Below are 24660 nucleotides of genomic sequence, written 5' to 3' on the forward strand. Positions count from 1 at the left end.
TATGGACGCTTTGACCCTGTTGCGCCAGGGACCGGTAGTACCGGTCATCGTGGTAAATGATGCTGCCGTTGCAGTCGACCTGGCGCGCGCGCTGGTGGACGGCGGTATCCGCGTATTGGAAGTCACCCTGCGCACCAAGGCAGCGCTGGCTGCCATGCGCCGCATGCGTGATGAAGTACCCGGTGCCATTGTCGGCGCTGGTACGCTGCGCAACCGCGCCCAGCTGGAAGCCGCGCTGGACGCTGGCGCCCAGTTTGGCGTCAGCCCCGGCCTGACCCCGGAGCTGGCCTCCGCTGCGCGCAATGCCAACCTCACCCTGTTGCCCGGCGTGGCCACCGCCTCGGAAGCCATGCGCGCCCAGGACGAAGGCTTTGACATCCTCAAGCTGTTCCCGGCCGAAGCCGTGGGTGGCATCAAGCTGCTCAAATCGCTGGCCGGCCCGCTGCCGGACCTGCGTTTCTGCCCCACCGGCGGCATTGATCTGGCCAAGGCCAAGGACTACCTGGCCCTGCAAAACGTACTGGCCGTTGGCGGCAGCTGGCTGACCCCGGAAGACGCGATTGCCAACCGCGACTGGGCCCGCATCACCGAACTGGCCAGACAAGCCAGCGCGCTGGCGCAGTAAACCCACCCCACTCCGTCAAAGCCCGCCCAGTGCGGGCTTTTTGCTGCGCCGCACACTGCAGGGTGATAGCACAGCCCGGCTAATCTGCACTACCATCAAGCCTTCATTCCCGCCCATCCCCACTCATGAAACTGTTTCTGGCCGAAGATGATGCCGTACTGGCCGATGCCCTGCTCACCCGCCTGGGCCAGCTGGGTTTTGCCGTCAGCCACTGTGACGATGGCTTGGCTGCACAACAGCTATTGCTGGCCGAGCACTTTGATGCGGTGATCCTGGATATCGGCCTGCCCGGCCAGGACGGGCTGAAAGTGTTGCGCAATGTCCGCGTACACCGGCCTGCCCTGCCCATTCTGCTGCTGACCGCACTGGACAGCATGGAGGACCGGGTGGCCGGGCTGGATGCCGGTGCTGATGATTATCTGGTCAAGCCGTTTGAATTCCCCGAGCTGGAAGCCCGTATCCGCGCCCTGCTGCGCCGGCAGCGCGCCATCGACCCGCAACGCGACGAGCTGCAACGGGAAGAATTGCACTTTGGCCCCTTGCGGCTGGATCGCAGCGCCCAGCGCGCCTGGGCAGGAACGCAGCCGCTGGACCTGTCCGCCCGCGAACTGGAACTGCTGTTCATCCTGATGAGCCAGGCAGAGAAAGTGCTGACCAAAGAGCAGATTTCCAGCGAACTCTCCGGTCAGGGCGAGGAAATCGGCAGCAATGCAGTGGAAGTGTATGTGCACCGCCTGCGCAAGAAGCTGGATGGCAGCGGCGTAGGTATCCGCGCAGTACGTGGCCTTGGCTATCTGCTGATGCAGGCTGCCGATGGCTGAAACCGCCCGTCCGCGCCAGCTGTCACTGCGCCGCCAGTTGCTGCTGTGGTTGCTGCTGCCGCAGCTTGTATTGTGGCTGGCCGCCGCCATGCTGGCGCATGCCATGGCGGTGCGCTACACCAATGAGGTCATCGACCAGACCCTGGCGCAGACATCGCGCGCGCTGGCACGGCAGGTAAAGCCTTTCGGCAACGGTTTTTATGTCGACTTCCCCCGTGCCGCGCGGGAAATCCTGGAAGAAGACCCCAGCGACCGGGTGTATTACATGGTCAGCTCGCCGCCTTCCGCCTTCCTGCTGGGCGAACCGACCATGCCACCGCCACCGCATGAGCTGGTGGCCAAGGCGGGCAACAGCTATTTCTACAATGCCAGCATGAAAGGGCAGGATGTGCGCGTGGCAGCCCTGTACCTGCTGGCTGGCACGCCGGAACAACCACAACTGATGCTGGTGCAAGTGGCCAAAAGCCGCGCCCTGAGTGCCGAACTCACCCGCAAGATCCTGCTGGACATGGGCCTGCCCCTGCTGGGGCTGATGCTGCTGACCAGCCTGCTGGTATGGGCCGGCATCAGCCGTGGCCTGTCGCCACTGCGCCGCCTGCGCCGGGTGGTGGAAAACCGCTCGCCGCGCGATATGGCCCCGATCGAAGTCAACAATGCCCCGGCAGAAGTACGCACCCTCACCGCCGCCATCAACAGCCTGCTGGAAGAGGTCAATCGTCAGGTCGAACAGCAGCGGCGTTTTATCGGCGATGCCGCGCATCAATTGCGCACGCCGCTGGCCGGGCTGAAATCGCAGACCGAACTGGTCAAGGCCGAACTGCAAGGCCACACACCTGACATTCCGCGTGCCTGCCGCCAGCTGGAGCAGGTGGAAACCAGCGTGGCGCGCTCCATCCATCTGGTTAATCAGCTGCTGGCGCTGGCGCGTGCCGAACCGGAAACCGGCCTGCAACGCAGCCTGCTGGACCTCAACCAGCTCACCCGCGAAGTCACCGCCGAAGCCGTGCCGCGAGCGCTAGCCCGCGGACTGGATCTGGGCCTGGACAGTGGCGACGAGAAGATGCCGGTGCTGGGCCATGCCGGTCTGCTGCGCGAGCTGCTAGCCAATCTGCTGGACAATGCCATCCAGTACACCCCGGCCGGCGGGGAAATCACCGTCGAGCTGCACCGCCAGCACAAACAGCTGCGGCTGGCGGTGCGCGATAACGGCCCCGGCATTGCTGCCGCCGAGCGCGACAAAGTGTTCCAACGCTTTTACCGGGTCAACCACCAGCCGGGCGGCAAGGGCTGCGGGCTAGGGCTGGCCATCGTACAGGAGATCGCCCGCCGCCATCACACCCGGGTGGAACTGAGCGACAACATCCCCCATGGCCTGTGCGCCAGCCTGTTGTTCAAATCAGAAAACAGCACGGAATAATCAGATAAGTAGTGTAGTTGACACACTACGCTGCACCACTTTGCTGCACAGCAGCACCAGCGCAGTGCCTTGTCAGACTTGATAAATTCCAAATGTCATGATGCATTGCATCTGGTTTTTGTCATTTTCTTACAGCAATTCCGATCAAACCTTACACAAAACTTACAATCTGCCGCTATAGTTCTTGCACATCCCATATCCGGCCATTCTCCGGCCACAAAGGGATGAAACATAAAAACCGAAATGCAACGCTACAAGATGGAGACAAGAGAATGAAACGCAAGCAACTGAGCGCCGCCCTGCTGGCCGCCACCCTACTGCCGGCCACGGTATTTGCCGGTGAAGTGGAAGTGCTGCACTGGTGGACTTCCGGTGGCGAGGCCAAATCCGTGGCCGAACTCAAAAAAATGATGACCGCCAAGGGCGATAACTGGAAAGACTTCGCCGTGGCCGGTGGTGGTGGCGACAATGCCATGACTGCGTTGAAAACCCGCGTGGTATCCGGCAACCCGCCGACCGCCGCCCAGATCAAGGGTCCGGCCATCCAGGAATGGGGTGCCGAAGGCGTGCTGGCCAATATCGATGCCGTAGCCAAGGCCGAAGGCTGGGACAAGCAGCTGCCGCCGGTGGTCAGCCAGGTGATGAAATACAAGGGCCAGTACGTGGCCGCTCCGGTGAACGTGCACCGCGTGAACTGGCTGTGGGTGAACCCGGACGCCTTCAAGAAGGCCGGTGCCAAGGTGCCGACCACTTGGCCGGAATTCTTTGAAGCCGCCGACAAGCTGCAAAAAGCCGGCATCCAGCCGATTGCCCACGGTGGTCAGCCGTGGCAGGACGCCACCCTGTTTGAATCGGTGGCGCTCGGCGTAGGTGGCCCGGCCTACTATAAGAAGGCTTTCGTACAGCTGGACCAGGCCACCCTGGCCGGCCCCACCACGCTGAAGGTGTTTGAAACCCTGCAAAAGGTGAAAACCTATATCGACAAGGGCGCAGCAGGCCGTGACTGGAACCTGGCCACCGCCATGGTAATCAACGGCAAGGCCGGCATGCAGTTCATGGGCGACTGGGCCAAGGGCGAATTCACCGCCGCCGGCAAGAAGCCGGGCAAGGACTTCCTGTGCGTAGCCGCACCGGGCACGGCGGGCAGCTTCACCTTCAACATCGACAGCCTGGCCATGTTCAAGCAGAAGGACGCCGCTGCGCAGAAGGCGCAGGCTGATCTGGCCGAAACCGTGATGAGCAAGAACTTCCAGGAAGTGTTCAACCTGAACAAGGGTTCCATCCCGGCCCGTCTGGATACGCCGATGGACAAGTTTGACGATTGCGCCAAGAAGTCCAAGGCCGACCTGACCGCTGCCTCCAAGAGCGGCGGCCTGGTGCCCAGCTTCGCCCACAAGATGGCCATGCCGTCTGCCACCGAAGGCGCAATGGATGACGTGATTTCGCAGTTCATGAACTCCTCCATGAGCCCGAAAACCGCCACCGAGCGTCTGGCCAAGGCTGGCAAGGTGCATTAAGCAAGCAGCAATATGGCCCCGGGCCTGCTGCCCGGGCGCGCTATGCCGTGGACAGCTGCCAGCCAAGCCGGCCCGGTAGCTGTCTGTCCCACACCGAAGCAAAACATGTACGTCGTCTGCCGTTCCGCACCGTGACCACGGTCGGGACGCGGCCTGCTGCGCGCCTGCGCCAGCACGCCACGGCTGCATGCAAGGATTGATTCATGTCCTCATCCCAATCACAAGCCAGCCTGTCGGCGCTGGCAGACCGCTGGTTGCCCAAGCTGGTGCTGTCGCCCACCTTGCTGATCAGCCTGGTGTTCGTCTACGGCTTCATTGCCTGGACCGGCTGGCTGTCGCTGACCGAATCGCGACTGCTGCCGCAGATGGACCTGGCCGGCCTGATCCAGTATCAGGCGCTGTTCGAAAATGACCGCTGGTGGACTGCCGTAGCCAATCTGGGCATTTTCGGCGGCCTGTTCATCGGCTGCACGCTGGCCGTCGGCCTGTTCCTCGCGGTGCTGCTGGATCAGAAAATCCGCAGTGAAGGCACGCTGCGCACCATCTATCTGTACCCGATGGCCTTGTCCTTCATCGTCACCGGTACCGCCTGGAAATGGATGCTGAATCCGGACATGGGCCTGCAGAAAGTCATCAACGACTGGGGCTTTCCCGACTTCACCTTCGACTGGCTGGTGGACCCGGACAAGGCCATCTACACCGTGGTGATTGCCGGGGTGTGGCAGTCGTCGGGCTTTGTGATGGCGCTGTTCCTGGCCGGCCTGCGCGGCATCGACGACTCCATCATCAAGGCCGCCCAGGTGGATGGCGCCAGCCTGCCGGTGATCTACTGGCGCATCATCATCCCCAGCCTGCGCCCGGTGTTTTTCAGCGTGCTACTGATCCTGTCGCACATCGCCATCAAGAGCTTCGACCTGGTGATGGCGCTGACCGGCGGCGGCCCCGGCACCGCTTCGGACGTGCCGGCCATCTTCATGTACCAGTTTGCCTTTACCCGTGGTCAGCTTGGCCTGGGGGCGGCCTCGGCCATGATGATGCTGATGACCATCGTCGCCGTGCTGGTGCCGCTGATGTATATGGAAACAAGGAGCGCCAAACGTGGCTAAACACCTGACTCCCGGCCGCATCGTGCTGTATGCCGCACTGGTGCTGATGGCCATCTACTATCTGCTGCCCTTGTACGTGATGCTGTCCACCTCGGTGAAAACCCTGGACGACATCCGTGGCGGCAACCTGATTGCCCTGCCGCAATCCATCACCCTGGATGCCTGGAGCAAGGCCTGGTCCAGCGCCTGCACCGGCGTGGAATGTGGCGGCATGAAGGGCTTTTTCTGGAATTCAGTGAAGATGGCCGTGCCATCGGTGCTGATTTCCACCCTGATTGGCGCGGTCAACGGCTACGTGGTGTCGATGTGGCGCTTCCGTGGCTCGGACGTGCTGTTCACCCTGCTGCTGGTGGGCTGCTTCATCCCCTTCCAGGTGGTGCTGCTGCCGATGGCGCGCCTGTTGGGCGAGCTGGGCATTGCCAATACCACCAGCGGGCTGGTGCTGGTACACGTGATTTACGGCCTGGCCTTTACCACGCTGTTTTTCCGCAACTTCTTCGTCACCATCCCGGACGAACTGGTAAAGGCTGCGCGCATCGACGGCGCCGGTTTCTGGACCATTTTCTTCCGCATCCTGCTGCCTATTTCCGGCCCCATCTTCATGGTGTGCGTGATCTGGCAGTTCACCCAGATCTGGAACGACTTCCTGTTCGGCGTGGTATTTGCCTCTGGCGAATCCCAGCCCATCACCGTGGCGCTGAACAATCTGGTGAACACCTCTACCGGGGTGAAGGAATACAACGTGGACATGGCAGCGGCCATCATTGCCGCCCTGCCCACCCTGTTCGTTTACATGGTTGCCGGCCGCTACTTCGTGCGTGGCCTGACAGCCGGTGCTGTGAAAGGTTGAACGATGGCTGCTCTCTCCATCAATAATGTGTGCAAGACTTACGCCAACGGCACCGACGTGCTCAAGGGCATCGACATCGCCATCGAGGACGGTCAGTTCCTGATTCTGGTGGGCCCCTCCGGCTGCGGCAAATCCACGCTGCTGAACATGATTGCCGGGCTGGATGACATTTCCAGCGGCGATATCGAAATAGGCGGCAAACGGGTGAACGACCTGTCGCCCAAGGACCGCGACATTGCCATGGTGTTCCAGAGCTATGCGCTCTACCCGTCGATGAGCGTGCGCAAGAACATCAGCTTCGGCCTGGAAATCCGCAAGATGCCGCAGGGTGAAATCGATGCCACCGTCGAGCGCGTGGCGCAGATGCTGCAAATGACCCACCTGCTGGACCGCAAGCCCTCGCAGCTGTCCGGCGGCCAGCGTCAGCGCGTGGCCATGGGCCGTGCCTTGGCGCGCAATCCGTCCATCTTCCTGTTTGATGAGCCGCTGTCCAATCTGGATGCCAAGCTGCGGGTGGAGATGCGTACCGAAATCAAGCTGATGCACCAGCGGCTGAAATCCACCATCGTCTATGTCACCCACGACCAGATCGAGGCCATGACGCTGGGCGACCGCATTGCGGTGATGAAGGACGGCATCGTGCAGCAGTTCGGCAGCCCGCAGGACATTTACGACAATCCGGCCAATCTGTTTGTGGCGAGCTTCATCGGCTCGCCGTCGATGAACTTCATTCCGGCGCAGGTGGTGGAATCCGCCGGCGTGCTGGGGGTGAAAATCTGCGACGACCAGGGTTGCGTCATCCTGCCGCTGCCGCATGCCCAGGACAAGATGAAGCCCTGGCTGGGCCGCGAAGTCATCTTCGGCATCCGCCCGGAGCAAATCACCGACGCCCGCACCGCCTACCGCGAAGGGCTGCCGGTGATGGCCTGCCATATCGACGTGATCGAACCCACCGGGCCGGACACCCTGGTGTTTGTCTCGCTCAACAACACCAAGGTATGCTGCCGTACCCACCCGACCGAAGCCAAACTGCCGGGCCACAGCATGGAACTGGTGTTCGACGTCTCCAAGGCCGTGCTGTTCGACCCGACTACAGAACAACGGATTGCCTGATGAACACCTTGTCATCTGTACAACTGGCCCCCGGAGGGCCAGTTTTTTCTCCGGTAGCTGCAGGCCTGTGGCGGCTCCACGACTGGGGCTTTTCCACCAGCGAGCTGGCCGCCTGGGTGGAGCACGCCATCCACCTTGGCATCACCACCTTCGACCATGCCGACCTGTACGGCGGCTTTCGCTGCGAGGCGCTGTTCGGTCAGTGGCTGAAAGCCAATCCCGGCCAGCGCCAACACATCCAGCTGGTGAGCAAGTGCGGCATCAAGCCACTGGATGCCAGCCGCGGCTGGCAGGTAAAGCATTACGACAGCAGTCGCGCGCATATCCTGGCCGCGGTGGATGCTTCCTTGCAAAACCTGGGCACGGACTATCTGGACCTGCTGCTGATTCACCGCCCGGACCCGCTGCTGGACCCGGACGAAGTGGCCGACACTTTTGCCAGCCTCAAGCAAAGCGGCAAGGTCAGACACTTTGGCGTGTCCAACTTCAGCCCCAGCCAGTTTGCCCTGCTCGCCTCCCGCACTGCCTTGCTCACCAATCAGGTGGAAGCCTCGCTGCTGCATAGCGCGCCCTTGTTCGACGGTACCTTTGACCAGTGCCTGCAGGCCGGCATCCGCCCCATGGTGTGGTCGCCGCTGGCGGGCGGCCGTTTGCTGCAGCCAACAAGCCACCCTGCACTGCACGCTGCCCTGCAGCAGATGGCAGCCGAGTTGGCCGTCACCCCCGCCACGCTGGCGCTGGCCTGGCTGTTACGCCACCCGGCGCGGCCCATCCCCATCTCCGGCTCGCGCCGCCTGGCTTCGCTGGATGAAGCTGCCGCCGCCTGCCGCCTGCAACTGGACCGCCAGCACTGGTTTGCCCTGCTGGCAGCGGCACAGGGCCAAGCGGTAGCCTGAGCGCTAATGCGCCACCGCTGTTTTAAACCTTTTTTTCTGCCTCACTTCACCTAAGCTCAATAAGCAGGACAATGACAAAGGGGATAAGACATGCAAGTGGCGGATATTTTTGAGCAGGCCTCGGGTCGGCTGCCCATGGTGCCCAAGGTGGTACAGGAGCTGATTGAGAGCTTTCACAAGACCGATATCAATATCGATGAAATCAGCGACAAGGTAGGCCACGATCAGGTGCTCACTGCGCGGGTGCTGCGGCTGGCCAATACCGCGCGCTTTGGCGGCAGCCGCCGCGTGGGTTCGCTGGACGATGCCGTGGTGCTGCTGGGCTTTGATAACCTGCGCATTCTGGTGATTGCCTCCGGCATTACCGGTGCCACCGCCGGGATTCCCGGTTTTGACATGAAGGGCTTCTGGCAGCGCAGCTTTGCCATGGCCAATACCGCCAAGCGGCTGTCGCGGCTGGCCAAGCTGGATGCACAGCTGGGGTATACCTGCGGCCTGCTGTCGAATATCGGCGAGCTGGTTTTGCACGTTGCCCTGCCCGAGCAGGCGGTGCAGATCGACAAGATTGTGGCTGGCGGTGCCGACCGGGTAGCCACCGAGCGCATGCTGCTGGGTGTGGATCTGACTGAAGTAGGTGCCGAGCTGGCGCGGCGCTGGAACTTCCCCGATGACATCCAGCAAGCCATCCGCGATCAGCACGATCTGCTGGGCGATGTATCGCGCTTTGCCATCGTGATTGGCCTGTCAGCCTATCTGGTAGCGGGCTTCAATCACGACATGAACGAGGGCGACATGCTGACCACCCTGCCGTGGAGCGTGGTGGACAAACTGGGCATCGACCGTGATGCACTCACCGGTGCCATCAGCGATCTGAAAGAAGCCTGCAACGGTATTGACGACATGTTCTGAGCTACCGTAGCGATACGAAAAAGGCTGCCCGCAGGCAGCCTTTTGCTTTCACGTCCAACAGGGCAAGCCTCAGCCTTCTTCTTCCTCGCTGGCTGCCTCGACATGGCCCACCACACCGACAAAGCGGAATTCGATCTCGGCCATCAGCTCGTCAATGCGGATCACGCTCAGCTGGATGCGGTCGCCACGTGCCAGCTCCGGCAAGCCGGGAATGCGTACCCGCATTGGCAGGCCGTCAATGCGCACCAGGTCTTCCTTGATGAAGGTGGCGGTGACATTGCTGACACCTTCCTGGGTAAACCAGCGCAGGCACCAGAAGTGTTCCAGCTTGTCCTGGAAACCCAGATAGGCGGAATAGGTGGTGTCAAAGTCGCGCAGCAGGGCAAACAGCATGGCATTGCCCTGTTCGAACTGCGGCTTGTCGCCACGAATCATCGCGGTGAGCTGGCGCTGGTTGACGAAGTCGGTGGCACGGCGCAGCGGCGAGGTGGCCCAGGCATATTGCGCCACGCCCAGGCCGATATGCGGCTCGGGGCGGGTGGTCATGCGGACCTTGCCCATGCTCTGCGCGCGATACATGGCCGGGATATCCGCCTCGGCCAGCATGCGGCCCCATTCGCTATTGGCCAGAATCATCAGTTCCGACACCAGCTTGTCCATCGGTGCGCCGCGCTTGCGCAGGGTGATCAGCACCTTGCCATCGACTACATCGAAGTTGTAGTCCATCTGCACCGGACGGGTGGGGTCGTACTTGCCACGGCGTTTTTCCAGGGCGTTGGCAAAGTGCCACAGCCAGGTCAGCTCGTGCTTGAACGGGTAATCCACACCCGGGTCGTTCAGCAAGGTGTCTTCGTTGAACTGCTGTTCCAGCTCGGCATGGCGCAGGTTGGCGGCAATGCGTACCCGCTCGATGCGGCTTTCGTAGGCCACCGGTTCGAAGTCCGGCGTGACGTCCACATACAGGCTGAGTGCCGGGCAATCCTGCCCTTCCTGCAAGGTAAAGGCCTGCACCACGTCGTCCGGCAACATGGTGATCTTGCCACCGGGGAAATACACGGTGGACAGGCGGCCCCATACCAGCTTTTCGATGTCCGAATCCACCGGCACGCCAAGTGTAGGGGCAGCAATATGGATGCCCACCCGCTTGTTGCCGTCCGGCAGGTCGACTACCGACAGCGCGTCGTCGATTTCGGTGGTATTGGCATCATCAATAGAGAAGGCAGCAACATCCGCCAGCGGCAGTTCTTCCGGCGGCTGCGGCGGCGCATATTTGCCAAAGCCACTGCCCTTGGGGAAGTATTCCATCTGGAAACCGGCCATCAGGTAGTCCGGCACCGAGCTGATGCCGCCCACGCTTTGCGCCAGTTTCAGCGGCGGCTGGTTCAATTCGCGCGATGCCTGGTCGAAGGCCTTGAATTCCAGCGTGTTCTTGTCCGGCTTCCACAGCAACAGCATCAGCTGGCTGCGAATAGCTTCTGGCAGCGTACCGGCTTTCAGCTCGGCTACCCAGCCATCAATCTGTTCCTGTTCGCGCTTCTTGCGCTCGATACCGGCCAGTGCAGCCTGCAGGGCTTCTGCGGGCGCTTTCTTGTAGCGTCCCTTGCCCTTTTTGTAAAAGTACATGGGCGCACCAAACACGCGCAGAATGATGGCTGCGCTTTCCAGGGCGGAGGGGGCATGGCCCCAGTAATCGGCCGCCAGCACATCGTGCTCGAACTCATCTTCCGGACTGCACTCCCACAGGAAGTCCAGATCAATCTCATCAGCCATTTTTTCTGCAGCAGGAAGAAAATCTGCCAGAGTCGAGCTAAACTCGAGAAAAACATTGCTTGATTTGATCTTGGCCCGCTTGCCATGCTGCGTATCGACCTGCAAGCTGGCATCAGCACGGGAAACAATCGTGCCCACCTTGAAGGATCCGCTTTCTTCGTAAAATACGTTCATTTGCGCGCCAACTGATTCATCAAGCCCAAATTATAACATTTCGCATTCGGGCCCTGCGCTCCTTTGCGACACCCTGCGTCTCATTCATGTTCACGCAGCACTGCTGCAGCGCCATGCTGTCACACCAGACCATGTGCATGTCTGCAGAAACCGGATAACCACTATGAAGCTGGTAAGCAATGCTCACTTTTCGGCAAGAGAACATGCCGCCCGTGAAATCGACCGCATCGGCCACATGCTGGTCACCCGCTGGGATCGCTCGCTGGCCACGCACTTGCTTTCACTGGTGTGCAATCTGGAGCGCCATGTCGATGACCGCCAGGCCGGTCAGTTGCAGACCGAATGCATAACCCTGCGCGAGCTGCTGCAGCAATGGCTGCTACAAAACGACAGCATGCCCAGCGAGCCGGAACGCTACGACGAACTGCGCCATCACCTGGGCATTGTCAGCCAGTTGGCCATGATGGAAGACCGCCAGCAACAACCGGATCAGTTGCACGCCGGCCTGGCCCAGGCCGGCCCGCACATGATTTATCTGTGGATGCCAGATAGCGAAGCTGCTGCCAATCTGGCCGAGCAGCTATCCTGCTTCGGCTTCATTGTCCGCAGCATGTATCAGGCGTCCAAACTGGCACAGGCCCTGACTGAAGCTACCCCTGTTGCTGTGCTTGCCTATACCGACTTCAACGTTGCCGACCCCATTTTTACCCTGGCGCAGACCATCTGCGGACTCTGTCCGCTGCTGTTCTGCTCGCCGCGCCACGATTTCGAGGCCAGATTGCAAGCCGTACGCGCTGGAGCCGACGGCTTTCTGGGCTGGCCGCTATTGGCACACGAGTTGATCGATAACCTGAATTTTGGCGATCTGGGAGAAAAGCGCGATCCGCTACGGGTGATGATCGTGGAAGACATGGTATCGCTGGCCGATCTGTATGCCAGCGTCCTGCAGCACCATGGCGTCGATACCCTGCAATTGACCGAGCCGGCAGGCGTGCTGGACAGCATTGTGCAATTCCGCCCGGACCTGATCCTGATGGATATGTACATGCCGGACTGCAATGGCGTGGAGCTGGCACAGATCATCCGCCAGCAGCGACTGCTGGACGGCATCCCCATCCTGTTCCTGTCGGTGGAAAAGCGGCAGTCCATCCAGCTGGATACGCTGACACTGGGCATTGACGGCTTCCTGACCAAACCGGTGGCACCGGAAGAGCTGGTGGTGACGGTGATCAACCGCGCCAGACGTTACCGCAAGCTGCGTTCCTACATTATCAATGACAGCCTTACCGGCCTGCTGAACCACTCGCATTTGTATGCCCAGCTGGAGTACGAGGTGCTACGGGCCAAACGCGACCAACGCGCACTATCGCTGGTGATGCTGGACCTGGACCACTTCAAGACCATCAACGATACCTACGGCCACCCGGCGGGCGACGAAGTACTGGTGAATCTGGCCCGTTTTCTGAAAGAGCGGCTGCGCCGATCCGATCTGATCAGCCGTTACGGTGGGGAAGAGTTTGCCATTGTGCTGCCCGGCACCAGCCAGGAGGATACTGCCCGCATCATGGATGCCTTGCGCCAATCTTTTGTACTGATCGAGCAACCGGGCAATCAGCGCACCTTCCGCCAGACCTTCAGTGCGGGCATCAGCTCACTGGCCACCGCCGGCGACACCACAGAACTGGTGCAGCAGGCCGATGACATGCTGTACCAGGCCAAACACAAGGGGCGCAACCGTATCGAGGCCTATTCCTTCACCAGATGAGAACATGCCTGGCACCAGAGGAGTGGCAGACAGCAAGACGCCCGCATAGCGGGCGTCTTGCATGCTGAGCAGCAGGGACTGTCGGCAGTATCAGACTGCGTCGGCCAGAATCAGTCGCACATTGTGTTCTTCCAGCAGCTTGGCTAGCGACTCCGGTGGCTCGGCATCAGTGAACACGGTGTGGAATTCACTGATATGGCCCATGCGCACCAGAGCATTGCGACCAAATTTGCTGTGATCAGCTGCCAGATAGCGGTGACGGGCATTGGCCATCATCGCCTGCGCCACCCGCACTTCGCGGTAGTCGAAATCCAGCAGCGAACCATCGGTTTCAATGCCGGAAACGCCGATGATGGCGTAATCCACCTTGAACTGGTTGATGAAATCCAGCGTGGCCACCCCGGTAATGCCACCATCGCTGGCCCGTACCACGCCGGAGGTGATCATCACGGTGAAATCCGGATTGGCCGACATGATTGAAGCCACGTGGATATTGTTGGTGATGACTCGCAAACCCTTGTGGGTGATGGTCAGCGCCTGCGCTACCGCTTCTATGGTGGTGCCGATACTCATGAACAGAGAGGCATGGTCGGGAATGCTGCCGGCAATCATGTCGGCAATATGTGCCTTTTCGCTCTGGAATTTTCCTTTGCGCGCAAAGTAATCCTCGTTCTCCACGCTACTGCCCAGGGCAGCACCTCCATGGTAACGGCGCAGCAAATTGTCTTCACACAGCTGATTGATATCGCGCCGGATGGTTTGCGGCGTTACATCGAGCAGTCTGGCCAGCTCCTCGATCGGCATGAAGCCGTTTTCGCGGACCAGTTGCAGAATCTTGTCATGACGGGGAGAGCGGCTCATAGGGATTCGATTCCGAAAATCATGTTTAGTTACTAACATATTTTTCGGTCAAAGCGCAAATGCTAGTACCTATCCACCCTTGACCCGTAGCAAACCGCCAGCAAAACCCGCCCGGCCAGCAACAGGACCATGCCGGCACATCGCTAGCGCAACACCGCCTCCATGGCAGCAGCGGCCAGTACTGCCGTGGTATCCACAGCCACCATGCCGCAATTGGCAGCATCCAGCACCAGCGGTAGCTCGGTGCATGCCAGGGCCACGCCATCACAGCCCTGCCCGCGCAGCGTGTCCACCACCTGTAGCAACTGCTGCAGGCTGTCGGCCCCCACCTTGCCTGCAGGTACCAGCTCCTCAAAAATCACCCGCTGGACAATGGCCTGACCGGCCTCGTCGGGAATGTATTCTTCCACCCCGACCGCCGCCAGCGGCGCACGGTAAAGATGCGACTGCATGGTCCAGCGGGTTCCCAACACACCAACCCGACGCAAGCCCTGCTGCCGGCATTTTTCCGCCACCACGTCCAGCATGCTGATGACCGGCAAGGGTGCACGCTGGCGGATACCATCAATGCAGCAATGCACGGTATTGGCCGGAATCACGGCCACTTGCGCACCGGCAGCCGCCAGTCGCTGCAGGGATGCCACGATGGAATCCTCGACAATATCCCAGCGTGCCTGCAACTGGGCGGCATGCACCACGCCGAAGTCAGGCTGGTCCAGCACGAAGCGCGGATGATGGTGATGGCCACCGCACAAGCTGGCTGACAAGCGGTGCATTTTCGCCAGGCAATCCAGCGCACCGGGAACGGTGACGCCGGCAATACCGATGACTGTGTTATTCATGGGGGATGTGTCTCTTCAGGAATGGGCATCAGTCATGGTCTTGCTGACTGCTTGCGAGGTGACATTATGCCATTCAGGACACGACAGGAAATCGGTAATCGACATCGGCCTGGCATAGCGGTAGCCCTGCAACAAATGGGCACCGTGCCGGCATAGATAGTCCTCCTGCTGCAGGGTTTCCACACCTTCGGCCACCACGGCCAGGCCCAGCTTGGCCGCCAGTTGCAGAATACTGTCCAGGATATCTGCCGACAGGCTGTCACTGCCGATACCGGCCACAAAGCTGCGGTCGACTTTCAGCTCATCAACATCCAGTTTCTGCAAATAGGACAAGCTGGAATGCCCGGTGCCGAAATCATCGATGGCAATGCGCACACCCAGATCATGCAGTTGCTGTAACTGGGCATCGGTTTGCGGACCGGTAGTAATCAGCTCGCGCTCGGTCAACTCCAGGGTCAGCAGGATGTTGCCAGGCGGGAATGCCGACAGGAAGGCAGCGCAGTCGGCCGGCAAGGAGCCATCCGCCACATAGGCGGCACTGACATTGATGCTGATCTGAAAACCAGCGGGCAAGGAGAGCATGCCCAGTTGCGCGGCAGTCTGCTGCATCAGCGAGCGAGTCATGGCCACGATATGGCCGGTGCTTTCGGCAAAGGGGATGAACAGCTCCGGCAGCACCATGCCATCAACCGGATGCTGCCAGCGCATCAGCACCTCCACCCCGCACCACTGCAGATGCTGGGTATCAACCAGTGGTTGCAGATAAGGAATGAACTCCTGCTGGCGCACCGCCCGTTGCAATTCGCGGCTGGGTGCGCCGCTGCGCAGCAGCAGGCGATGAAAGCTCCAACTGAAGGTAGCACTGAACAGTAGCAGCAAAATGAGCTGATCCGGTTCCTGACTCAGCCGTTCCATCAACAAGTTGGTCATGGAGTAGTCCATGACAATGGCCAGCGGATAATTCGCCGAGTTCAGACTGCGCTGCTGCCAGTAAGGGCGGTCCGGCGGCGAAGTCATGCCGCCTTCTTCATCCAGCCAGCGGTCGCCAACATGCAGGTAAAACCAGGTTTCCTGCTCCAGATGCGCCAGTCTGTCCTTGAGATAATCACTATCCACCACGACCTGGATGCCGTTTACATCGCCACGCTTTGCCTCCAGCCACAACATCAGCAAGGGATGCCAGGGCGATAGCCGGTTACCGCGCCATAATTGCAGCCGCTCCTCACGCGGGTACTCCTGCGAATACACCGGTGCATGCCAGCCAATCACCGAATCGCAATACACCCTGCCCTCGTGATCAATCAGCCGCATCGAACGGACATAGGGCTGGATGGTGACCATGCGGCGTATTTCCGGGTAGATGGCATGACAGTCCAGATTGGGCTGCTGCAACATGGTCTCGCCGGTTTTCTGTGCCTGTTCCAGTATGTACTCGATCTTTTTCAGCTTGAAGGCATGTTGGGTCTCCAGCGTGTGCTGTATACCCGAATAAAACTGGTAAAGCATCAACAGGCCGCCCAGCATGAACAAGGCCAGCCCGGGCAGCATGGTGAGTATGATGCGCTGGCTGCGCCCCAGCGGCTCGAGGGAAGGTAATTGCACGGCATCTCCAATGGCAAACCATTTCAGGTCCCACTGTAGGCCAATAAAAAACCGCCGATAGCGGCGGTTTGGTTTGAAAGTGTATTAACTGATCAACTTGCCAGTCTTGCCTTGTGGCGGGCAATCTGGGCGCGTACCTGATTTGGCGCAGTTCCACCGACATGGTCACGCTGGGCCAGGCTGCCCTCAGGTGTCAGCACCTGATAGATGTCCTGCTCGATCAGCTTGCTGAACTGTTGCAGCTCTGCCAGCGACAGGTCGGCCAGATCCACGCCACGGCCTTCGGCGTAGCGCACACTCAGGGCCACCACTTCGTGGCTGTCGCGGAAAGGCAGGCCTTTTTTCACCAGGTAGTCGGCCAGGTCGGTGGCGGTGGCAAAGCCCTGCAGCACGGCAGCGCGCATGGCTTCCGGCTTCACGGTAACGCCACGCATCATGTCGGCGTAGATGCGCAGGGTGTCGATCAGGGTGTCCACGGTGTCAAACAAGGGTTCCTTGTCTTCCTGATTGTCCTTGTTGTAGGCCAGCGGCTGCGCCTTCATCAGGGTGACCAGGGCAATCAGGTGGCCCACCACGCGGCCGGATTTGCCGCGTACCAGTTCCGGCACGTCCGGGTTTTTCTTCTGCGGCATGATGGAGCTGCCGGTGCAGAAGCGGTCGGCGATGTCGATGAAGCCGACGCGCGGGCTCATCCACAGGATCAGCTCTTCGGACAGGCGGCTCAGGTGCACCATCACCAGGCTGGCGGCGGCGGTGAATTCAATGGCGAAGTCACGGTCGGACACGGCGTCCAGCGAGTTGTGGCACACATCGTCAAAACCCAGCAGCTGGGCGGTGTAATGACGGTCGATGGGGAAGGTGGTGCCGGCCAGTGCGGCAGCACCCAGCGGCAGGCGGTTGACGCGCTTGCGGCAGTCGGTCATGCGTTCGGCGTCGCGCGCCAGCATTTCCACGTAGGCCAGCATGTGGTGGCCAAAGGTCACCGGCTGGGCTACTTGCAGGTGGGTGAAGCCCGGCATCACGGTATCAGCGTGTTGTTCGGCCAGCTCCAGCAGGCTGGTTTGCAGTTCGGCAATGAAGCCGACAATGGCGTCAATCTGCGCGCGCAGCCACAGGCGGATGTCGGTGGCCACCTGGTCGTTACGCGAACGGCCGGTGTGCAGGCGCTTGCCGGCATCACCGATCTTGTCGGTCAGGCGACGTTCCACATTCATGTGCACGTCTTCCAGATCCACACTCCACTCCAGGCGACCGGCGCGGATGTCGTCCAGGATTTCAGCCATGCCACGTCGGATTGCCGCCACATCGTCGTCGGACAGCACGCCAGCCTTGTTCAGCATGGTGGCGTGAGCCAGCGAGCCTTCGATGTCGAATTCGGCCAGACGTTTGTCGAAGTCGATCGAGGCGGTGTATTTCTTGACGAGTTCGGAAACCGGTTCGCTGAAGCGACCGGACCAGGCATGGCTTTCTTGCATCTCGATGATTCCCTGCGGTGATTGTTCTGGGCTACCCCAAGGCAGCAGCGGCAATTATAGGGAAACCATCCCCGCAGAGCGAGTCGGGTCTTGCCCGGCTGTGGCATTACCGTGTCATGGCTGCTGCCTGCGGCCCAGACAGGCCACCAGATAATCGATCAGCACCCGCACCTTGAGCGGCAGATGACGATTGGATGGATACAACAGCCAGGCCATGCCACGGTAGGCGGTGGTGAATTCCCAGTCGTCCAGCACGGTGACAATCTGCCCGGCGTCCAGCCCCGCCCGGGCGGTAAATTGCGGCAGCGGCGCAATACCCAGGTGGGCCAGCACGCCCTGCAGGCGCAATTCGCTGTGATTGGTGGCATAGCGTCCACTCACCGCCACCGTCAGCTGTTCGCTGCCCCGCCGCAGCTGCCAGCGCTTGTCGCCCTCATGTTCGGCCAGATACAGGCACTGGTGCTGCGCCAGATCGCGCGGATGGTCGGGCCGGCCATGCTCGGCCAGATAGGACGGCGAGGCGCACAGCAACTGGCGGATGGGCAGCAGCGGGCGGCCCGCCATGCCGGGTGGCGGGTTGTCACCCACCCGCACGGTGAGGTCCAGCCCGTCGGACAGCGGGTCGACATCCCGGTCGCTGATGAACAGCTCCACATTCACCTGTGGATAAGCCGCCAGGAAGGCCGGTATCAGCGGTGCCACCACAAAGCGGCCAAAGGCCTTGGGCATGCTGACCCGCACCGTACCCTGCGGCTGGGCATGCTGTTGCTGGGCCAGCTGCACCGCCTCATCGGCGGCATCCAGCATGCTGCGGCAGCGCTGCAATGTGGCGTGGCCCACCTCGGTCAGCCGCAGCTGCCGCGTGGTGCGCTCCAGCAGGCGCACGCCCAGTGCCGCTTCCAGCCTGGCCACCTGGCGGCTGAGTGCCGACGGCGTCATGCCCAGTTGCCGCGCGGCAGCGGAAAAACTGCCACGCTCCACCACCAGTACGAAGGCCGCCATGTCCGGCAGCAGTGCGATCAGTCCATTTGTTCCCATGGCGCAAAATTCCTGTTCCAGCAGCACGGATTATCAAACACAAACAAGGCAATGATAATCCAGCCATTGCCCTCCCGTGAAAGTCCGTCATGTCTGCCCCGCACGCCCTGCATCAACGTTATCCCTTCCTGCCGGATCTGGTCCTGCTGCTGGTGGCCATGGTGTGGGGCAGCAGCTACGGCCTGGCCAAACAGGCGCTGCTGTTCTACCCCGTCCTCGGCCTGCTGGCGCTGCGCTTCGGCCTGACCTTCATCCTGCTGCTGCCCGCCCAGCGGGCACTGGCCGATGCCGCCACCCGGCGCGCCACCGTGCTGGCTTCCCTGCCGCTGGGGGTGGGCCTGCTGGGCATTTTCCTGTGCGAAACCTATGGCGTGGCCCACACCAGCGCCGCCAATGCGGCGTTTCTGATCAGCCTGTGCCTGGTGCTGACACCTTTTGCCGAATGGCTGCTACTGGGGCAAAAGCCCGAAACCGATGCGCTGCTGGCTGCTGCGGTTTCGCTGTTTGGGGCCTGGCTGCTGAGTGGCGCGGCACATTTACAACTGAATGGCGGCGATCTGCTGATGCTGCTGGCAGCGGTATTGCGTGCCCTGGTCACCAGCCTGACCCGCCGCCTGACACACGCCAGACCGGTAGCCACGCTGGCGCTGACCGGCTTGCAAAGTCTGGTGATCTGTCTGGGCTGCCTGCTACTTGCCGCCGCGCAGGGCGGCCTGCCCACCTTGCCCAGCCAGCCGGCCTTCTGGGGCAATGTCCTTTATCTGGTGCTGTTCTGCACCCTGTTTGCCTTCTTCGCCATGAATTACGCACTACGCCACAGCAGCGCCACCAGAGTTGCTCTGCTGACCGGCAGTGAACCGGTATTCGGTGCAGCCTTTGCCGTGTTGTGGCTGGGCGAATCATTACCGCCTGCCAGTTGGCTGGGGGGTGGGCTGATGGTAGTGGCCAGCCTGTGGGCGGTACGTCCGCGCCGCACGCTGCAATTGTCTAGGGCTTGATCCACGCTGCTTATGCTCGCGGGGTAGCCGGGCAGCTTGCTATGATGCAGGACACCACCCTGATTACCCTGCCCATGTACCAGCACCGTCAACCGCGCACCATTTTTGCCATCCCGGACTTCCGCAATCTGGGCGTGATGCTGCGCATTCTGTTATCGCTCAACCTGCTGCTGCTGTGCTCAGCCTTATTCCAGAATGATGGCGATACCTTGCTGCCACGCATCCTGGGCCGGGCCAGCTGGGCGGAACCATCCATGCTGCTCAGCCTTGGGCTGCTGGGGCTGCTGTCGCCCTGGCTGGCGCGGCGACGCCACGCCAGCACGCTGGTTGCCGCCATCAGCATGCTGTGCGTGGTGGTGCAGGACCGGCTACTCAACCCGCAGGATCTGCCCCGGCTGGACCGCCCGCTACTTGCCGGCCTGCTGGCCCTGCTGCTGCTGCACTACTTCAGCCTGCGCCAGCGCGCGCTGTCCCCGGCACTGGGCGAGGCACGACTGGCTGCCCTGCAGGCACGCATTCGTCCGCACTTCCTGTTCAACAGCCTGAATGCGGCCATCGCGCTGATCCGCTCGCGGCCGGAAAAGGCGGAAATGGTGCTGGAAAACCTGGCCGACCTGTTCCGCGCACAAATGGCCGACCCCGGTCGCACCTCTACGCTGGAGCGGGAAATCGAGCTGGCCAGGATGTATCTGGCCATCGAGAGCGAAAGGCTGGGCGCACGCCTGCACGTCAGCTGGCATATCGATGCCGCCCTGGATGCCAGCCTGCCGCCACTGCTACTGCAACCACTGGTGGAAAACGCCGTGCACCACGGTGTGGAACGCTGTGGCCTTGGCGGAGAAATCCGGGTGCGGGCGCAGATCAAGGGCGGGCAATTACTGCTGAGCGTCAGCAATCCACTATCCGCCAGCCCGGATGTGCCGCATCAGGGCAACCGCATGGCACTGGACAATCTGCGCGAACGGCTGGCGCTGTTTTACGATGCCGAGGCCTCGCTGCAGGTGGCCGAGGCCGATGGCCAGTACCACACCATGATCCGCCTGCCCTACCAGCCGGCAGACCCGGCAGGGCAGTCCCCCTTTTTCCGCTAGCCACTCACGGAGCCAGACATGGGCAAAAACCGGCTGGAAGCCTTTAGTGACGGCGTCATCGCCATCATCATCACCATCATGGTGCTGGAGTTGAAAGTCCCGCACGACACCAGCCTGACGGCATTGACCGCCCTGTGGCCGGTGTTCCTGAGCTATGTGCTGAGCTTTGTCTATGTCGGCATCTATTGGAACAACCACCACCATTTCTATCATGTGGTGCGCCAGGTGGATGGACGCGTGTTGTGGGCCAATCTGCACCTGCTGTTCTGGCTGTCGCTGCTGCCGTTTGTCACCGGCTGGATGGGCGAGAACCACATGGCGGCGCTGCCGGTGGCACTGTACGGCGTGGTGCTGCTGATGGCCGCACTGGCCTGGTACCTGATGCAGCGGACCTTGCTGTGCGTACCGGGCAATCGCGAGGTGCTCAGCCAGGCACTGGGTCGTGATATCAAGGGCCGCTTGTCACCACTGTTCTATCTGAGCGGCATTGCCCTGTCGTTTTATTCCACAACCCTGGCGGCCACGGTATATGCACTGATGGCCCTGTGGTGGCTGGTACCCGACCGGCGCATGGAGCACGCCGTCCGTCAGTAAATCTGACCTGCCGATCTGGCGGTGCTGCGACAGCTTTGCCGCAATCTCTCCGAAATCATCCCGGCTTGAATAAGCTGTCGCGGCAAGCAGAGGCTCGTCCGGCAGAACCCACCACCTGCCGGTGGTGGATTGCCGCAAGACGACTGGTCGGCTTATTTGAGCGTGGCCAGATAATTGACAATTGCTGCTCGCTGGCTGGCATCCGGCACCCCGGCAAACGGCATGGTATTACCGGGTACTGCTTGTTGCGGATTGGCCAGATAGGCAGCCAGATTGGTCTTGTCCCAGCTCTTGCCGTAAGTCTTCATCGCCCGGCTGTAGCGAAAACCGGGGAAACTCCCCGCCTTACGCCCCATGATGCCTTTCAGGCTGGGGCCGACGCCATTGCTGCCGGTTACGCTGTGACAGGCAGCGCACTGGGCAAACGCAGCAGGCGCAGTAGCCGGACTGGCAGCAAATACCGACACCGGCAGCAGGGCAGCAACAAACAGGATGGTACGCATGGGAATCTCCTTTGGAGTAGACAAAGGCCGCACCATGCGGGCGGCCTGACTGCATTACAGGCGGCCAGGACGCTGCAGATAGCGCAGCAGGTCATCCCCCAGCCGCAATGCCAGCGCGCCTAGCGGCCCGGTGGGGTTGTAACCGGAGTTATGCGGATAAACCGATGCCCCCACCACAAACAGGTTATGTGCATCCCAATGCTGCAGGCGGGGGGATACCACGCTGTTATGCGCAGATTCGCCCATGATGGTGCCGCCCACGATATGGGTGGTCTGGTAGATACGGCTGTCAAACGGCGTCACCAGCCCTTGCAGGCTACCAACCTTGTCCGCACCGCAATGCCGGGCGATTTCCATCATCTTGCCGCTGACGAAGCGGGCCATTTTCTGTTCGTTGTCGCGGTAATCAAAAGTCATGCGGATCAGCGGGCGGCCATAGACATCCCGATAGCTCGGATCCAGGCTCAGATAATTGCCACGGTGCGGATAACAACTACCCTCAATGCCCAGCGACATGGCGTGGGCATACCAGTCGGCATTGGCCTGTTTCCAGGCACTACCCCAGCGCGGAGTACCATCCGGCACCCGTCGCCCCTTGATGGGGCGGCCACTGAACTGGAAAGCCTGTATGGTGGCACCGCCAAGAAAGCCCAGGCCGGTATGGTCGAAATTGTCGTTATTGAAATCGTCGATGACGATCTGGGTGCTGCCACTGGCCAGGAAGGGATTGAACCATTTGTCCTTGAAGAACAGATTGACGCCGGCATTGACCTGGTAGCAGAAGTTTTTGCCCACAACCCCGGTATTGCTGACCGGATCATATGGTTTGCCGATCTTGCTGTGCAGCAGCAACTGGGTATTGCTCATGGTGAAAGCCGCCAGCACCACTACATCGGCAGGCTGTTCGTACTCTTCGCCGGTCAGCAGATCCAGGCAGTGCACCGCAGTCGCCCGCTTGCCTGGTGCGTCATAGCGCAGTCCCAGCACCTGGGTATTGAGCCGGACTTCAAAGCTCTTGCGCTGGCGCAGCATGGGATAAAGCAAAATCTGTGGCGAGCCCTTGGCATTGGCTTCGCAGATAAAACGCTCGCAATGACCGCAATACTGGCATTGCCCCAGTTTTTGCCCATCCGGGTTGGTATACGCACCTGAAGAATTGGCAGCTGCCTGCGGGAAAGGGTGATAGCCCAGTTTGTCACAAGCCTGTTTGAACACCAGCCCGGACTCCAGCACATGCAAGGGGGCCTGTGGATATGTTCCGCTGCGCGGGGCTTCGAAGGGATTGCCGCCTGGCAGCTTCTGACCAGCGATATTCCCGGCCTGCCCGGATACCCCGAACAGTTTCTCGAACAAATCGTGGTACGGCTCCAGCTCGGCATAACTGACACCCCAGTCCTGCAAGGGCATGTCCGCCGGAATCGCCTGTTTGCCGTAGCGATGCAGATAATGGCTGCGCAGTTGCGGGTCGTACTCCGCCCAGCGCCACAAATGGCCGTTCCAGTGATTGCCGGCACCACCCAGCCCCTGCCCGGGCAGGAAGGATTCCATCCAGCGTACCGGCAGCGCCGTCTGATCTTGCTGATGGCGCAAGGTATAGGTGTCGCGTGACCAATCCTGAATCAAGCCCTGGCGAACATCCCAGCGCAATTCGTCACGCTGGTTGGGCAGGCTGGATTCCGGTCCCTTGCTGTGGTCGCCGCCGCGCTCCAGCACCAGTACATCCACTCCTTTGGCCGTCAGCTGGCGGGCAATCAGACCGGCGGTCAGTCCGCCCCCCACAATGACCACAGTTTTGCTTGCACGTATTTTCATGGCGACTCCCTAGCTGAAATCGGCAATGGATTTGGGGTTGGCAGCACCGGGATAGGGCTTGCCAAGATACTGGACCACATCCAGTGCATGGGTGGCCGGCAGGCCGGGGTAGCCAATCATTTTCCAGAACACCATGCCGACATTTCCGCCGTAGAGCGGATCGGCAAAACAGGCTTCGGTAAACAGCGGATACACCAGGCTGTTAAACCATAGCGCCAGGTCCAACTGCTCACCCGGCACCTGACCGGCAGCGAGCTGCTGCAGGAATTGTTCGCCCTGTACTGGAGTCAGCGCATCAAACAACTGGCCATAGGCCCGATGGGCCGCACGATCTGCTTCTGCTAAGCCAGCCTTGAAATACTGTTCCGGCGTCAACGGCAACTGCGGGCCGCACTCGGGAGCCCCTTGCAGGAACGGGCCTTCCTGATAGCGTCGCGCACCCTGACCAAAACTGCCGGCCAGCTGCCGGTCGATATAGATGGCCAGCCCGCAATCGACACCATTTGGCGTATGAGCGTCCGCCGGACACATGAGGTTGAGCATGCTTTCAACAAACGCCGCTTCGTCCGGGCCAAAACTTTCATAGCCATATACGGTGTTGATGGCCGGCTTGCCGGATGTGGCGGCTGCAGCATCGGCTGATTGCAACAGCAAAGCACCAGCCGTACCGCCGGCCAGTACCTGACCCAGTGGCAGGCTGCCGGATGCCGCCGCCAGCTGTTTGAGAAAATGCCGGCGGCTACTGCCGGCCAAATCGGGAGAGGAGGAATCGACAGAGTGGGTCATGGCTTTGCTCCTGTAGCTACCTGTAGCGGCGTGTCACTTCTACCGGCTGTCTGTTCACCGGAAACCGGCGAGCAATATGAAACCGTCGAGCTGAC

General features: G+C 61.0%; 22 protein-coding genes. 13 read left to right on the top strand and 9 right to left on the bottom strand.

What is annotated here, in order from left to right:
- Position 1: 1 nt before the first annotated feature.
- The 9 genes from GSR16_RS19510 to GSR16_RS19550 all read left to right on the top strand — a co-directional run bounded on the left by GSR16_RS19510 (position 2) and on the right by GSR16_RS19550 (position 9254).
- Positions 2 to 625 carry a bifunctional 4-hydroxy-2-oxoglutarate aldolase/2-dehydro-3-deoxy-phosphogluconate aldolase gene (locus GSR16_RS19510; RefSeq protein ID WP_159880320.1) on the top strand — a complete coding sequence of 208 codons (624 nt, stop codon included), beginning with the start codon at positions 2 to 4 and terminating at the stop codon, positions 623 to 625.
- 125 nt (positions 626 to 750) lie between these two features.
- Positions 751 to 1446, top strand: a complete 696-nt coding sequence (locus GSR16_RS19515) for a response regulator transcription factor (protein WP_159880322.1) — start codon at positions 751 to 753, stop codon at positions 1444 to 1446.
- Complete coding sequence (locus GSR16_RS19520; protein WP_159880324.1) at positions 1439 to 2863, top strand: sensor histidine kinase; 1425 nt, start codon at positions 1439 to 1441, stop codon at positions 2861 to 2863. The genes GSR16_RS19515 and GSR16_RS19520 overlap by 8 nt, the downstream gene beginning before the upstream one ends.
- A gap of 272 nt (positions 2864 to 3135) precedes the next feature.
- Positions 3136 to 4380: an ABC transporter substrate-binding protein gene (locus GSR16_RS19525; RefSeq protein WP_159880326.1), complete on the top strand. Its 1245-nt coding sequence runs from the start codon at positions 3136 to 3138 to the stop codon at positions 4378 to 4380.
- Positions 4381 to 4583: 203 nt separating this feature from the next.
- Positions 4584 to 5486: a carbohydrate ABC transporter permease gene (locus tag GSR16_RS19530; protein ID WP_159880328.1), complete on the top strand. Its 903-nt coding sequence runs from the start codon at positions 4584 to 4586 to the stop codon at positions 5484 to 5486.
- Positions 5479 to 6336, top strand: a complete 858-nt coding sequence (locus GSR16_RS19535; RefSeq protein WP_159880330.1) for a carbohydrate ABC transporter permease — start codon at positions 5479 to 5481, stop codon at positions 6334 to 6336. Before GSR16_RS19530 ends, GSR16_RS19535 begins: the two co-directional genes overlap by 8 nt.
- Before the next feature lie 3 nt (positions 6337 to 6339).
- Entirely contained in the window at positions 6340 to 7449 is a 1110-nt protein-coding gene (locus GSR16_RS19540) for an ABC transporter ATP-binding protein (protein WP_103523693.1), read from the top strand.
- Entirely contained in the window at positions 7449 to 8345 is an 897-nt protein-coding gene (locus GSR16_RS19545) for an aldo/keto reductase (RefSeq protein ID WP_159880332.1), read from the top strand. The genes GSR16_RS19540 and GSR16_RS19545 overlap by 1 nt, the downstream gene beginning before the upstream one ends.
- A gap of 90 nt (positions 8346 to 8435) precedes the next feature.
- Positions 8436 to 9254 (top strand): HDOD domain-containing protein, encoded by an 819-nt coding sequence (locus GSR16_RS19550; RefSeq protein ID WP_159880334.1) that lies wholly within the window; start codon positions 8436 to 8438, stop codon positions 9252 to 9254.
- A gap of 69 nt (positions 9255 to 9323) precedes the next feature.
- Here the strand turns inward: GSR16_RS19550 and GSR16_RS19555 are convergent, their stop codons facing one another.
- Entirely contained in the window at positions 9324 to 11198 is a 1875-nt protein-coding gene (locus GSR16_RS19555; protein ID WP_159880336.1) for a ribonuclease catalytic domain-containing protein, read from the bottom strand.
- Positions 11199 to 11361: 163 nt separating this feature from the next.
- Between GSR16_RS19555 and GSR16_RS19560 the strand changes: the two genes are divergently transcribed.
- Positions 11362 to 12963 carry a GGDEF domain-containing protein gene (locus GSR16_RS19560; protein WP_240902547.1) on the top strand — a complete coding sequence of 534 codons (1602 nt, stop codon included), beginning with the start codon at positions 11362 to 11364 and terminating at the stop codon, positions 12961 to 12963.
- A 90-nt stretch (positions 12964 to 13053) separates the two neighbouring features.
- Here the strand turns inward: GSR16_RS19560 and GSR16_RS19565 are convergent, their stop codons facing one another.
- The 5 genes from GSR16_RS19565 to GSR16_RS19585 all read right to left on the bottom strand — a co-directional run bounded on the left by GSR16_RS19565 (position 13054) and on the right by GSR16_RS19585 (position 18781).
- The gene (locus GSR16_RS19565; RefSeq protein ID WP_089082985.1) at positions 13054 to 13824 is read right to left on the bottom strand and encodes a DeoR/GlpR family DNA-binding transcription regulator; all 771 of its coding nucleotides are present in this window, start codon (positions 13822 to 13824) and stop codon (positions 13054 to 13056) included.
- Between the two features lie 143 nt (positions 13825 to 13967).
- A complete protein-coding gene (locus GSR16_RS19570; protein ID WP_159880338.1) occupies positions 13968 to 14666 on the bottom strand; it encodes an aspartate/glutamate racemase family protein in 699 nt (232 codons plus the stop codon).
- Between the two features lie 15 nt (positions 14667 to 14681).
- Positions 14682 to 16268, bottom strand: coding sequence for an EAL domain-containing protein (locus GSR16_RS19575; protein WP_159880340.1), 1587 nt, complete (start codon positions 16266 to 16268; stop codon positions 14682 to 14684).
- A 92-nt stretch (positions 16269 to 16360) separates the two neighbouring features.
- Positions 16361 to 17743, bottom strand: a complete 1383-nt coding sequence (gene argH / locus GSR16_RS19580) for an argininosuccinate lyase (protein WP_159880342.1) — start codon at positions 17741 to 17743, stop codon at positions 16361 to 16363.
- A 114-nt stretch (positions 17744 to 17857) separates the two neighbouring features.
- On the bottom strand, positions 17858 to 18781 hold the full coding sequence (locus GSR16_RS19585; RefSeq protein WP_159880344.1) for a LysR family transcriptional regulator: 924 nt from the start codon (positions 18779 to 18781) through the stop codon (positions 17858 to 17860).
- Positions 18782 to 18870: 89 nt separating this feature from the next.
- Here GSR16_RS19585 and GSR16_RS19590 point away from each other — a divergent pair, with 89 nt between their 5' ends.
- Genes GSR16_RS19590 through GSR16_RS19600 form a run of 3 tightly spaced genes read left to right on the top strand, consistent with a single transcriptional unit; the run spans position 18871 to position 21464 of the window.
- Positions 18871 to 19779: a DMT family transporter gene (locus GSR16_RS19590; RefSeq protein ID WP_159880346.1), complete on the top strand. Its 909-nt coding sequence runs from the start codon at positions 18871 to 18873 to the stop codon at positions 19777 to 19779.
- Between the two features lie 41 nt (positions 19780 to 19820).
- Complete coding sequence (locus GSR16_RS19595) at positions 19821 to 20870, top strand: sensor histidine kinase (RefSeq protein ID WP_159880348.1); 1050 nt, start codon at positions 19821 to 19823, stop codon at positions 20868 to 20870.
- Positions 20871 to 20888: 18 nt separating this feature from the next.
- Positions 20889 to 21464, top strand: a complete 576-nt coding sequence (locus tag GSR16_RS19600) for a TMEM175 family protein (protein ID WP_159880350.1) — start codon at positions 20889 to 20891, stop codon at positions 21462 to 21464.
- 152 nt (positions 21465 to 21616) lie between these two features.
- Here GSR16_RS19600 and GSR16_RS19605 read toward each other — a convergent pair whose 3' ends face one another.
- From GSR16_RS19605 to GSR16_RS19615, 3 genes are read right to left on the bottom strand one after another with little or no spacing between them, the layout of a single operon-like run.
- A complete protein-coding gene (locus GSR16_RS19605; protein ID WP_159880352.1) occupies positions 21617 to 21967 on the bottom strand; it encodes a c-type cytochrome in 351 nt (116 codons plus the stop codon).
- A gap of 54 nt (positions 21968 to 22021) precedes the next feature.
- Positions 22022 to 23779 (bottom strand): GMC family oxidoreductase, encoded by a 1758-nt coding sequence (locus GSR16_RS19610; protein ID WP_159880354.1) that lies wholly within the window; start codon positions 23777 to 23779, stop codon positions 22022 to 22024.
- 9 nt (positions 23780 to 23788) lie between these two features.
- Positions 23789 to 24565, bottom strand: coding sequence for a gluconate 2-dehydrogenase subunit 3 family protein (locus GSR16_RS19615; protein WP_159880356.1), 777 nt, complete (start codon positions 24563 to 24565; stop codon positions 23789 to 23791).
- Positions 24566 to 24660 lie beyond the last annotated feature (95 nt).

Source organism: Aquitalea denitrificans (assembly GCF_009856625.1).
Lineage (GTDB): Bacteria > Pseudomonadota > Gammaproteobacteria > Burkholderiales > Chromobacteriaceae > Aquitalea > Aquitalea denitrificans.

What these genes read in the sequence shown, in the direction of transcription:
- GSR16_RS19510 (WP_159880320.1), top strand. Translation starts at nt 2, where the DNA reads ATGGACGCTTTGACCCTGTTGCGCCAGGGACCGGTAGTACCGGTCATC.
- GSR16_RS19515 (WP_159880322.1), top strand. Translation starts at nt 751, where the DNA reads ATGAAACTGTTTCTGGCCGAAGATGATGCCGTACTGGCCGATGCCCTG.
- GSR16_RS19520 (WP_159880324.1), top strand. Translation starts at nt 1,439, where the DNA reads ATGGCTGAAACCGCCCGTCCGCGCCAGCTGTCACTGCGCCGCCAGTTG.
- GSR16_RS19525 (WP_159880326.1), top strand. Translation starts at nt 3,136, where the DNA reads ATGAAACGCAAGCAACTGAGCGCCGCCCTGCTGGCCGCCACCCTACTG.
- GSR16_RS19530 (WP_159880328.1), top strand. Translation starts at nt 4,584, where the DNA reads ATGTCCTCATCCCAATCACAAGCCAGCCTGTCGGCGCTGGCAGACCGC.
- GSR16_RS19540 (WP_103523693.1), top strand. Translation starts at nt 6,340, where the DNA reads ATGGCTGCTCTCTCCATCAATAATGTGTGCAAGACTTACGCCAACGGC.
- GSR16_RS19545 (WP_159880332.1), top strand. Translation starts at nt 7,449, where the DNA reads ATGAACACCTTGTCATCTGTACAACTGGCCCCCGGAGGGCCAGTTTTT.
- GSR16_RS19550 (WP_159880334.1), top strand. Translation starts at nt 8,436, where the DNA reads ATGCAAGTGGCGGATATTTTTGAGCAGGCCTCGGGTCGGCTGCCCATG.
- GSR16_RS19555 (WP_159880336.1), bottom strand. Translation starts at nt 11,198, where the DNA reads ATGAACGTATTTTACGAAGAAAGCGGATCCTTCAAGGTGGGCACGATT.
- GSR16_RS19560 (WP_240902547.1), top strand. Translation starts at nt 11,362, where the DNA reads ATGAAGCTGGTAAGCAATGCTCACTTTTCGGCAAGAGAACATGCCGCC.
- GSR16_RS19565 (WP_089082985.1), bottom strand. Translation starts at nt 13,824, where the DNA reads ATGAGCCGCTCTCCCCGTCATGACAAGATTCTGCAACTGGTCCGCGAA.
- GSR16_RS19570 (WP_159880338.1), bottom strand. Translation starts at nt 14,666, where the DNA reads ATGAATAACACAGTCATCGGTATTGCCGGCGTCACCGTTCCCGGTGCG.
- argH (WP_159880342.1), bottom strand. Translation starts at nt 17,743, where the DNA reads ATGCAAGAAAGCCATGCCTGGTCCGGTCGCTTCAGCGAACCGGTTTCC.
- GSR16_RS19585 (WP_159880344.1), bottom strand. Translation starts at nt 18,781, where the DNA reads ATGGGAACAAATGGACTGATCGCACTGCTGCCGGACATGGCGGCCTTC.
- GSR16_RS19590 (WP_159880346.1), top strand. Translation starts at nt 18,871, where the DNA reads ATGTCTGCCCCGCACGCCCTGCATCAACGTTATCCCTTCCTGCCGGAT.
- GSR16_RS19595 (WP_159880348.1), top strand. Translation starts at nt 19,821, where the DNA reads ATGATGCAGGACACCACCCTGATTACCCTGCCCATGTACCAGCACCGT.
- GSR16_RS19600 (WP_159880350.1), top strand. Translation starts at nt 20,889, where the DNA reads ATGGGCAAAAACCGGCTGGAAGCCTTTAGTGACGGCGTCATCGCCATC.
- GSR16_RS19605 (WP_159880352.1), bottom strand. Translation starts at nt 21,967, where the DNA reads ATGCGTACCATCCTGTTTGTTGCTGCCCTGCTGCCGGTGTCGGTATTT.
- GSR16_RS19610 (WP_159880354.1), bottom strand. Translation starts at nt 23,779, where the DNA reads ATGAAAATACGTGCAAGCAAAACTGTGGTCATTGTGGGGGGCGGACTG.
- GSR16_RS19615 (WP_159880356.1), bottom strand. Translation starts at nt 24,565, where the DNA reads ATGACCCACTCTGTCGATTCCTCCTCTCCCGATTTGGCCGGCAGTAGC.